Source organism: Flavobacterium frigidarium DSM 17623, from assembly GCF_000425505.1.
Lineage (GTDB): Bacteria > Bacteroidota > Bacteroidia > Flavobacteriales > Flavobacteriaceae > Flavobacterium > Flavobacterium frigidarium.
In genome coordinates this window covers 151,363-162,778 of the sequence record NZ_KE384393.1, presented here as the reverse complement: position 1 = coordinate 162,778, position 11,416 = coordinate 151,363, and the positions used below count along the sequence as shown (strand labels likewise).

Annotated in this window: 10 protein-coding genes and 1 pseudogene; 4 read left to right on the top strand and 7 right to left on the bottom strand. The window is 33.6% G+C overall.

Annotation, left to right across the window (positions count from 1 at the left end):
* The first annotated feature begins 311 nt into the window (after positions 1–311).
* From H603_RS0115180 to hemN, 4 genes are all read left to right on the top strand, one after another.
* Positions 312–2,252: a DUF349 domain-containing protein gene (locus H603_RS0115180; RefSeq protein WP_026709418.1), complete on the top strand. Its 1,941-nt coding sequence runs from the start codon at positions 312–314 to the stop codon at positions 2,250–2,252.
* 126 nt (positions 2,253–2,378) lie between these two features.
* Positions 2,379–2,726, top strand: coding sequence for a hypothetical protein (locus tag H603_RS0115175; protein WP_026709417.1), 348 nt, complete (start codon positions 2,379–2,381; stop codon positions 2,724–2,726).
* A 92-nt stretch (positions 2,727–2,818) separates the two neighbouring features.
* Positions 2,819–3,286, top strand: a complete 468-nt coding sequence (locus H603_RS0115170) for a hypothetical protein (RefSeq protein WP_026709416.1) — start codon at positions 2,819–2,821, stop codon at positions 3,284–3,286.
* Between the two features lie 137 nt (positions 3,287–3,423).
* A complete protein-coding gene (gene hemN / locus H603_RS0115165; protein WP_026709415.1) occupies positions 3,424–4,788 on the top strand; it encodes an oxygen-independent coproporphyrinogen III oxidase in 1,365 nt (454 codons plus the stop codon).
* 116 nt (positions 4,789–4,904) lie between these two features.
* Here hemN and H603_RS17400 read toward each other — a convergent pair.
* The 7 genes and pseudogenes from H603_RS17400 to ccoN form a co-directional block, all read right to left on the bottom strand.
* A pseudogene (locus H603_RS17400) lies at positions 4,905–5,042 on the bottom strand (GTP-binding protein); the annotation flags it as partial.
* Between the two features lie 135 nt (positions 5,043–5,177).
* Positions 5,178–5,879 carry a sulfite exporter TauE/SafE family protein gene (locus H603_RS0115155; protein WP_026709414.1) on the bottom strand — a complete coding sequence of 234 codons (702 nt, stop codon included), beginning with the start codon at positions 5,877–5,879 and terminating at the stop codon, positions 5,178–5,180.
* 120 nt (positions 5,880–5,999) lie between these two features.
* Positions 6,000–6,500, bottom strand: coding sequence for a FixH family protein (locus H603_RS0115150; protein WP_051219359.1), 501 nt, complete (start codon positions 6,498–6,500; stop codon positions 6,000–6,002).
* A 45-nt stretch (positions 6,501–6,545) separates the two neighbouring features.
* Positions 6,546–7,964, bottom strand: coding sequence for a cytochrome c oxidase accessory protein CcoG (ccoG, locus tag H603_RS0115145; RefSeq protein WP_026709412.1), 1,419 nt, complete (start codon positions 7,962–7,964; stop codon positions 6,546–6,548).
* A 70-nt stretch (positions 7,965–8,034) separates the two neighbouring features.
* Positions 8,035–8,937, bottom strand: coding sequence for a cbb3-type cytochrome c oxidase N-terminal domain-containing protein (locus H603_RS0115140; protein WP_035676185.1), 903 nt, complete (start codon positions 8,935–8,937; stop codon positions 8,035–8,037).
* Between the two features lie 24 nt (positions 8,938–8,961).
* Positions 8,962–9,132 (bottom strand): cbb3-type cytochrome oxidase subunit 3, encoded by a 171-nt coding sequence (locus H603_RS0115135; protein WP_026709410.1) that lies wholly within the window; start codon positions 9,130–9,132, stop codon positions 8,962–8,964.
* A gap of 94 nt (positions 9,133–9,226) precedes the next feature.
* Positions 9,227–11,416 (bottom strand): cytochrome-c oxidase, cbb3-type subunit I, encoded by a 2,190-nt coding sequence (gene ccoN / locus H603_RS0115130; protein WP_026709409.1) that lies wholly within the window; start codon positions 11,414–11,416, stop codon positions 9,227–9,229.

The following is an 11,416-nucleotide window of genomic DNA, read 5'->3' as shown; positions in this document are numbered from 1 at the left end:
GATCTTTCAAATAATCCTCACTAAAACACAATAAAAATCATTTCAAAAAATAAATCTAATAGCTCTTAGACTTCTCAAGGTATTTAAATCTACAAGTTTCTAGATAAATCTTGGCCCATAGCCCTGATAGAAGCGGCATCCTTTTATGGTTTTATTTAAAACTATAAAAGATATAGCGTATAGCAGGAAACAGCTCCAAAAAATTGAAACCTATAGGTAAAACAACTCTTAATTAGTCATTTGTTTTGTTATTAGATACTGCTTTACTATCTTTCCAATTCAATTTATTAACAACCGTAAACATTGAACCAATGTTAGAAGAAAAGAATGATAACCTGCAAGATGCAGATGGAAAATTAGCTACTGAGACTACTGAAACTGCAACTGCTGAATCAAATAGTACAGACGACACTGCAAATGAGGAAGCTGTAAATGATCATCAAAAAGCGATGAATGCTATCGAGGATTCAAACGCTGAGGAAAGTGAGGACGAGACTTTGAAAGATCGCCATGAAATTCCTATGCAAGATTATGATAGCTTATCGATGGAAGAACTTGTCGAAAATTTAAAAAGTATTACTGCTGTCGAGAAAGTGATGTCTGTAAAAGACCATGTCGATGAGATTAAAAAATCCTTTTTAGCGAAGTACAATGATTTTATCGAAGAGAAAAAAGAAGCTTTTCACGCAGAGCAACCAGATAGCACAGAAGATTTTCAATATCATTTACCTCTAAAAACACAATTTGACGAATATTATAACGCCTATAAAGACCGTAAAAACACTCATTTTAAAAGTCTGCAAACAAATTTAAAATCTAATTTAGAAGTACGTTTAGCTATTGTTGAGGAATTAAAAGAACTTATAAATCCGCAGGAAGACATAAAAGATACTCTTAAGCATTTTAATGAATTAAGAGAGAGATGGAAAAATGCTGGGTCAATCCCAAAAGATAAATATAACCACGTTTGGAACAATTATCATTTTCACGTAGAGAACTTTTATGACTATTTGCACTTAGATAGAGAAGCGCGAGATTTAGATTTTAAACATAACTTAGAGCAAAAGCAAAAAATAATTTTGCGAGTAGATGAGTTATTGCAAGAAGATGATATCCAAAAAGCTTTTAGGGAATTGCAAGACTTACACCGCATGTGGAAAGAGGACATAGGTCCTGTGGGTAAGGAACATCGTGAGGAAATTTGGAATCTTTTTAGTGAGCTAACTAAGAGAATGCACGATAAAAGAGAGTTACTATTTGAAAAACAGCGTGCTGTAGAAGTAGAAAATTTGGCGTTAAAAAATCAAATCATTGCCGATATTGAGGCGCTAGCAACTGTGAAAGTAAATTCACACTCGCAGTGGATGGTTCAAATAGAAAAGGTAGAAGCGCTAAGAACTGCTTTTTTTAATGCTGGAAAAGTACCCGTAGAAGTAAATGAAAGTACTTGGAAATCTTTTAAAAATGCAGTTAGAGATTTTAATTCTTTTAAAAACTCTTTTTACAAAGAAATTAAGAAAGACCAAAACGAAAACTTAAATAAAAAGAATGCACTGGTTGCTCAAGCTCAAGCACTACAAAATAGTGACGATTTTGAGACTACTACCAATACCATGAAACGCATACAGGAAGAGTGGAAACAAATAGGCCACGTTCCTAGAAAGGCTTCAGATAAGGTGTGGTCAGAATTTAAAACAGCTTGTAACTATTATTTTGATCGCTTAAAGGAACAAAAGTATGAAAGCAATGCACAAGAAGTGGCAGCCTTTGAAGCAAAGAGGGAATACTTGGAATCATTAAGGGATTTTGAACTTAGTGGCTCGCACAAAGAGGATTTAGATGCCATTAAACTTCATATAGCTAACTGGAAAGAGTTAGGCCGTGTGCCACATGCAAGAAGACATATTGAAGGTAAATTCAATAAGATTCTTGATGCCCTTTTTGACAAGCTAAGTTTGAGTAAAAAGGACACAGACATGATGCGATTCTCAACAAGGATTGATCAGCTTGCAGAAAATAATGATACTCGAAAACTTGAAAACGAGAAAATTTTTATCATTCGAAAAATTGAAGAAGTGCAAAACGAAATTTTCCAATTAGAAAATAATATTCAATTTTTTACGAATACAAAAAATGCTAAAAAGGAGAATTCAATTGTACTAGAGGTTAGAAAAAATATTGCCATCCATAAAGAGAGTTTAGATATCTGGAAGGAAAAACTAGTACAACTAAGAAATTTAAATCAAGAATAGTACACGAAGAATGACATTTAAAACCTCAAACTAATAATCGTTTGAGGTTTTTTTATGCTCTAAAAATTAGCTTAATTTCATTAAAAAAAATTAGGCTTCGCATCGCCAATGCTATAAATTTGCAAGATGAATTGGGTTAAGAAGACGGTCTTTTTTATCGGACTTATTTTTTTGTTTTTTGTTGCTTTTTCAGCGACTGAACATTCGTCGCTTATAAAAGTCGAAAAGCAATCTTCTACTAAATTTTCTCTTGAGAGCATTCAAAATCCTGCTTTCATTCAACCTCAACCGCATTATACTGCAAATGTACAGCTAGAAAAAGATAGTAACCTAATAATTAAATGGCAAGCTGCTTTTTTAACTGCTAGCACTGCAGTTAAAAAACTTAGTTGTTCTAACGCCTACATAAATCAAGATATTAATAGGTGTGAAAAGGTATCTATTCTCTTGTTTCCCTTCCACTTTTTCTGGTGATCTAAATTAGTTTATAAACGTACAAAAATATTATCTACAGCTTAATCAGATGCATTAAGCTGGTCTTGTTGAATAAATTAATTTAAAATAAAATGGATACATCCGTAACAATTATAGGTCTTGCAATTACATTACTTATTGCAACCCCACTACTCTTTGTTTTTCGATCTAGTATTACTAGCAAAAAGAAAATTAAGGCTATAAAAGAAACTTACAATAATTATAATTTTGATTTAAGCGAAATACTTAATAATAAAGTAATGAGCTTGGACGAAAAAAAGAAAGCATTTCTATTCATGGACTTTAATAATAATGAAGAGCATAGCGCTTTTATCGATCTTACCGCTGTTAGCTCATGCAACTTGGTACTTACCACAAAAAAACCAAGAGAAACCGTCGTGAGAATTGATTTTGAATTTCAATATAAAGGTTCTGCTACTACAGACATCGTTACGATTTATACCATTGAGAACGATCAAATAAATCAAATACGATTATATGAAGAGCATCAATTAGCAATAAAATGGAAAACGCTTATTGACAAGTGCATTGCAGAATAGCAGCAATATTTATTCTAAAGAGGCTTTTTTAAGCCTCTTTTTTTTTGACAAAAACTAAATCTCTCTACGGATGATATTTATCATTTTAAATAATAAGGCTTAACAGTATTTTTGAAGTCAAGATAAAATTGCTAGACATGAAAAATGCATTAATTCAAAAATACAATGTTCCCGGACCACGATATACAAGCTACCCTACAGTTCCCTACTGGAATGAGACAGAATTTGAGTATCAAAATTGGATTGACACTTTGCAAAGATCTTTCAGAGAAAGTAGTAGCACAGATGGCATAAGTTTGTATATTCACCTCCCCTTTTGCGAAAGCATGTGTACTTTTTGTGGTTGTAATAAAAGAATTACCAAAAATCACGAAGTAGAAAATCCATACATTGAAGCAGTTTTGAAAGAATGGTCTTTATATTGTAAAATGCTTCCCGAGAAGCCAATGATCAAAGAAATTCATTTAGGAGGAGGAACGCCTACCTTTTTTTCGAATAAAAATTTAGAGGATTTAATTAACGGAATTTTCTCCTATGCAACAATAGCGCCTGATCATGAATTCAGTTTTGAGGGACATCCTAACAACACGACCTACAAGCATCTGCAAAAACTATATGAACTCGGCTTCAGAAGAGTTAGTTTTGGTGTTCAAGACTATTCACCAGTAGTTCAAAAAGCAATTCATCGCGAACAACCTTTTCACAATGTAGCAAAAGTAAGTTTTTGGGCAAAAGAAATAGGATATACTTCAATTAGTCACGACCTGATATTCGGTCTTCCTTTTCAAAGTAGTAAAGATATCATTGATACTATCGAAAAAACAAAATCATTGCAACCAGATCGTTTGGCATTTTACAGCTATGCACATGTACCCTGGATAAAAGGAAATGGACAGCGCGGTTTTAAAGACGAAGATATTCCAAAAGACAATGAGAAAAGACAATTGTACCAGATAGGAAAGGAACTACTATTGAAAAACGGTTACCACGAAATAGGAATGGATCATTTTGCACTTGAGACCGACAGTTTATATGAAGCGGCTAAAAGTGGTTCCTTGCACCGCAATTTTATGGGTTATAGCGCCTCAAAAACTAAGTTGATGATTGGTTTAGGAGTTTCGTCTATAAGCGATAGTTGGTATAGTTTTGCCCAAAATGAGAAAAACTTAGAAGATTATTACCAACTCCTGGAATGGGACAAACTTCCAATATATAGAGGTCACCTTTTAACTGATGAAGATCTAATTATACGTCAGCATATTTTGAACTTAATGTGCCAATTTCATACTTCATGGCAAAACAAAAATTACTATTTCAAGGAGATTCCTGATATTTTAATTCAACTACAGGAAATGGAGCGAGACGGCCTATTAATCCTCACTAAAGACAGCATTCAGGTTACCGAAAATGGTAAGCCATATGTTCGTAATATTTGCATGGCATTTGATCTCTTACTAAAAAGAAAAGCACCTGAAACCGCTTTGTTTTCGATGACAATTTAACACAAAATCACCTTAAATTTTAAACCACAAATTCGCAAATTATTTAGTACTTGAAGTATTTTTTAAATTTGTGAATTCGCGGTTTTTTACATGTAAAATAAAGTTTTCCTCTCGAATTATTCTTTTGTCAAAACAGCGTATATCTCTTCTTTTAAGAACAATAATTTTGCTTTTAATTTGTGCGCATAACCGTCAGTAAGCACCATAGTATCTGTGTTAATGCGTTGCACTTCATACTCCATTTCATTATACTCATCAAATAATTTTTAATGAGTATCATTCACTATCACTTCTTAAATTCTCTCCTAATGCTCAAGGAACTTTTGACATAAATTGTGTCATTTAACCTTGACGTATTTATGAGTTAGTCATAAAATTATAGTTATTAACTAATGACAATTTGGAGTGGCTTGAACAAACAAGCTCATATTTGAAGGAGAAACATAAGGAATCCCTAGCCCAAGTCCTCTTAAAATGAAAAGACAACCAATGACAACAGCAACATAAGGAATTGCTTTTTGAATTTTGTTACGAATGCGAAGTGTAATAAAAGAATTTGCATATACCACCGCGGTCATCATGGGTACCGTTCCTAATCCAAATAAGATCATATACAATACCCCTAAACTAGCACTTTGCATCGCTATTGCACCAAATAAGGCTACGTAAACCATTCCGCACGGTAAAAAACCGTTGAGTAAACCAATCGTAAATAAGGACTTGTAACTTTTGTTTTTAAACTGACTTCCTAGATGCTGCTTAATTTTTGATATTAATCGAAAAACAGGTTTCGAAAAATTATATTTTGCAAACGACTTCTCAGGAACAAGTACTATTAAAATCATTGCTACACCAATAAAGATAGACATCTTCTGTTGCAGTCCAGCCATGAAAAAGCCCTTTCCTACTAAACCAAAAACCAAACCTATAGTACCATAAGCAGTTAGTCTGCCCAAATGGTATGTCATGATTTGGATTGTTTTTTTGGTTATGTTATTTCGGTCGACAGGCAGCATCATCGCAATGGGACCACACATCCCTATACAATGCAAACTACTAATCAATCCAAATATAAAGGCGGTGTATATCATTTTTTTATCTAATATGTGGTAGTCGGAAAGTCAACAAAAAAACTAACGTAATGTAAAAGTGACTAAACTTACATTTTAATAATTACCAATCACTCCTTACTAATTACTATTTACGAGTTGCTAATTAATATAAATAGTTTCCTTAGTTAAGTATGCTTTTCCTTCATACTGCCATTCCATATTAATATCCCAACGACCGCCTACCAATTTTGATTTAGGTATGAGCAAAGTTGGCTTAGATAAAGAAATAGGAATTTCGAAATCTAAATTTTTCATAGACGGTCTATATAGGGATACTTTACCTTTAATTTTCTCTGGTGCAAAAACTGATGGGAACGCTATTGTAACCCCATCCTCCGTTTTAGTAATTATTGGTTTTTGAACTAAATCATGTGCACTTTGTACACGTATCATTTCATCACCAAATTTAGCATCGTGCTTGTAATATTCTTCAACAACTAATTCGTTGTCATATTTAGAATTCATCTGTACTTTAATTACAAAATACAATATAAATGCCATAAACAATCCCATGGCTATAACAATTCCTGCTCCCCAATTAATCTTAAAACCTTTTTTACCAGAAGAAATTCCAGTAGGTTTATTCGTATTATCTTCCATTTAATTTGGTTTTTTTAATTGAAATTAAGAGATAGCATTTTATAATTAATCAAAACTACGCGGACTTAAAAAGCTCGTTGTACTTGTTTCAATTTTTTTATTGCCATCATAAACCTTAATTCTCAATTTTGTTTTGTCGCTCTCTAACAAATATTGGTTGATTTCTATAAACATCGTCCCGCTACTCATTCCTTGTTTCACTACTTTTAAATGTTGGTTACCCACAAGTTTAAGCGTTCCTTTTATTCCTACTAATTCAAAATGAATGTCTTTAAAATCATTATTCGTTTTATTAATCACTTTGTAGGTATAGACATTGCTAATATTATCACCTTTATGTTCAAATAATTGCCCTGGCAATCTTAAAATAACCGCCTCAACCTCAGTACGTAAAAACAATAACCCTGTTAAAATACCCACTAATATTAATAAAATAGCCGAATATCCTTTCATTCTTGCAGTGAATTTGAAAGGCTCTTTTTTCTCAATCTCGTCTTCAGAGGCATAGCGAATCAATCCTTTTTGTAAGCCTACGCTTTCCATGATCACATCGCATTCATCAATACAAGCGGTACAGTTTACACATTCTAATTGTGTACCGTTACGAATATCGATTCCAGTAGGACAAACATTTACACATTGCTTGCAATCAATGCAGTCTCCTTTTCCAGTTGTGGCTCTGTCCTCTTGCTTACTGAATTTAGCTCTTCCAGTTTCTTTTTCTCCACGCACAAAATCGTAAGCAACGTTAATCGATTTGTTATCTAATAATACCCCTTGCAATCTTCCGTAAGGACAAGCTATAATACATACTTGTTCTCTAAACCATACAAATATAAAATAGAAAACTCCGGTAAAAATAGATAGTGCGATTAAGGTACTAGTGTGCGTTTCTGGTCCATCTTCAATCATTTGGATCAATTCATCACTACCTACTAAATAGGCCAGAAACACATTGGCAATACCAAAAGAAATAATTAAAAAAATAGACCATTTAATCCCTTTCTTTCTTATTTTTTCGGCATTCCACTCTTGTTTTGACAACCTGATTTGGGCACCACGATCTCCTTCTATCCAATATTCAATTCTTCTAAAAACCATCTCTAGAAAAATAGTCTGCGGACAAATCCATCCGCAAAAAATACGTCCAAATATTACCGTAAATAAAATGACAAATACCACTCCTACAATCATAAATAGTACAAAAATGTAGAAATCTTGTGGCCAGAAAGGAAAACCAAATATATTAAAACGACGTTCTAATATATTGAACATCATAAATTGGTTTCCATTTACCTTTATAAATGGATTTGCAACTAAAATGATTAATAAAAAATAACTAACCCATGTGCGGTAATCATAAAACTTACCTGAAGGTTTCTTAGGAAAAATAAATTTCCTTTTACCTTCTTCGTCAATGGTTCCAATGGTATCTCTAAACGCTTCGTTTGGTAATTTTGACATTTTGTAAGGTATTTTAATTCTACCTTTTGATACCGTATATTTGACATCAAAAGGAAGTGAATCAGTGCAATTATTTTGCTGCAGGAGCTTCAGCTGCTTCGTCCACCCAAATTTCACCATCTGGTGCTTTAGGGTCTGCAGGATTACTTCCTTTAAGAGAAATAATATAACTTGCTACTTTTTGCATTTCTTTAGGTTTTAGAGTTCCTTTCCAAGAAATCATTCCTTTCCCGTCACGACCACCATTAACAAGGGTGTGAAAAATATTTTTAATTCCGCCACCTAAAATCCAATGATCATCAGTTAAATTTGGACCAATTTGCCCCCCTGCATCAGCTCTATGACAAACAGCACAATTAGTGGTGAAAATTGTTTTTCCTTCAGCTAAATCCCCTGGTTCCGTTAGTAACGTAACTGTTTTTTCATCCATTAAATCGGGAGCTGTCTTCATATATTCAGCTACATCAATTTTGGCTTGAGCCAATTCTTTCTTCAATTCCATTTCCTGGTTGTCACCACCCATCAACTCAAAATGCACAAAATACACTACTCCAAAAACGATACTGGCATAAAATAAATATACCCACCATGGTGGTAAATTATTGTCTAACTCCTTGATACCATCATAATCATGATCTAATAAAATATCAAGTTCGTTTTCAATAGGTTCTGTTTTAGTTAGTTTTTGCATTAAATTTTTGAACCATAAGCTCTCTTTGTAACTAACTGTGCTTGCTACTGCTAACTGCTCTTTTTGCTCCTCGGTAAGCATTTGATAGGTAATATTATCAATTGCTTTCATTGTTATTTCGATTGCTATTAAAAGAAATAGAAATACAAATAAGAATAAAGAAACCATAGGATACCTTATAAATGCCGGCTGTTCACCTGAATCTATGAAGTATTCCATTGCGCCAAACACGAAAAAGAAAATTGCGGGTACTCTTACGTATGCTGGGATTAATTTTTTCATTTTAATTATTTTGAAATTATACTTTTATTTATCTTTTAATGGCATCTGACTCAACTCTTCTATCTTTTCTTTTTTATAAGAGAAAACCCAAATTCCTAATCCTACGAAAAAGATAAAGAAAATCAATAATGACATAATGGGGTAAATCGCTACACCTGCGATAGTTTCCATGTTGTGTTTTACTTGTTCGAACATATTTATATTTTTTAAGTTACTTAGATCCTGAGACTCTAAGGTTTTGTAGAGACTTAGCGACTTACAACCCTAGAGTCTTAGAACATTTAGTAAACTACTTTTTATCTTTTACTTTAATATCAGTACCCAACCTTTGAATGTATGCTATTAAAGCAACAATTTCTCTTTGATGCATTGGTACAAATTCTTCTCCTTTTGCAGCTGCTTTTTTCTTGCTGTTTTCATAACTTTTTACAAAGTCAGGATCAGCATGTAAATTATCTTCAATTTTTTGAGATTGAATTTTAATGGCATTTTTAGCATTTGCTACTTCAGTGTCACTGTAAGGAACTCCAAGTGTTTGCATCACTTTCATTTTTCCTTCAATATCTGAAATATCTAACGGTTTATTATCAAACAACCATTTGTAACCTGGCATGATCGACCCTGGAGAAGTGCTTTGTGGACTCCACATGTGGTTAAAGTGCCAGTTGTCGTTATACTTACCACCTACTCTTAATAAATCTGGTCCTGTACGTTTAGATCCCCATAGAAACGGATGATCGTAAACAAACTCTCCAGCTTTTGATTGTGGTCCATAACGTTCCACTTCTGATCTAAACGGTCTTACTGATTGGGAGTGACAGCCTACACAACCTTCTCTAATATATAAATCACGACCTTCTAGTTCTAAGGGCGTATATGGTTTTACACTTGCAATTGTAGGTATATTTGATTTTACCATAATGGTAGGTACAATTTGGATAACACCACCAATTAAAATAGCGATTGTAGCTAAAATTGTTAATTGGATTGGTTTTCTTTCTAACCAAGGGTGAAACTTTTCTCCTTTGATACGACTACTACTAATTTTTTGTAATTCAGGAGCTTCTGCTAATTCATCTTCTATTGTTTCATTAGCCATTATTGTTTTAGTAATGTTATAAACCAAGACAAGCATTCCGGCAAGATATAAAGTTCCTCCTATTGCACGCATCCAATACATTGGCATAATTTGCGTAACTGTTTCAAGAAAGTTACCGTAAGTTAAGGTTCCGTCAGGATTAAATTGTTTCCACATTGAAGCTTGTAAAAAACCTGCAACATACATTGGCAATGTATATAATATGATCCCTAGTGTTCCTATCCAGAAATGGAAGTTGGCTAATTTAGTAGAGAATAAAGCTCCTTTAGTCATTCTTGGAACCAACCAATAAATCATCCCAAAAGCCATAAATCCATTCCAAGCTAAAGCACCTACGTGAACGTGAGCAATAATCCAATCCGTAAAATGCGCAATAGCATTTACGTTTTTAAGTGATAACATTGGGCCTTCAAAAGTAGCCATACCATAACCTGTGATCGCTACAACAAAGAACTTAAGTACTGGTTCTACACGTACTTTATCCCAAGCGCCACGTAAGGTTAATAGTCCATTAATCATACCTCCCCAAGATGGAGCAAGTAACATTATTGAGAAAGCAACTCCTAAATTTTGAGCCCAGTTAGGTAAAGCAGAATATAATAAGTGGTGAGGTCCAGCCCAGATATAAATAAATATCAAAGACCAAAAATGCACAATAGACAATCTATAAGAGTACACCGGACGATTTGCTGCTTTAGGCACAAAGTAGTACATCAACCCTAAGAATGGAGTTGTCAAGAAAAATGCTACTGCATTGTGACCATACCACCATTGCACTAAGGCATCTTGAACTCCAGCGTAAACAGAATAACTTTTCATTGAAAACAATGAAACGGGAATTTCTAAACTATTAAAAATATGTAAAACGGCAACCGTAACAAAAGTGGCTAGATAAAACCAGATCGCTACATATAAATGACGCTCTCTTCTTTTTATCATAGTTCCTATCATATTGATTCCCATCACTACCCAAATAAAAGTGATCGCAATATCTATAGGCCATTCAAGCTCTGCATATTCTTTTGAGGTACTATATCCTAAGGGTAAAGTAATTGCTGCGGCAACAATAATTAATTGCCATCCCCAAAAGTGGAGTTTACTTAAAAAATCACTATACATTCTCGCTTTTAGCAATCGTTGCATAGAATAATACATTCCTGCAAAAAAAGCATTTCCTACAAAAGCAAAAATAACTGCATTAGTATGTAAAGGTCTTAATCTCCCGTAACTCAACCATGAAATTCCATCAGTCATGTTTGGGAAAAGAAACATTGTAGCTAGAGTAAGTCCTACAAGCATTCCCACTACACCAAAAAGGATGGTGGCGTAAATGAAATTCTTTACAATTTTGTTGTCATAATAAAACTGCTGCATTTCCAT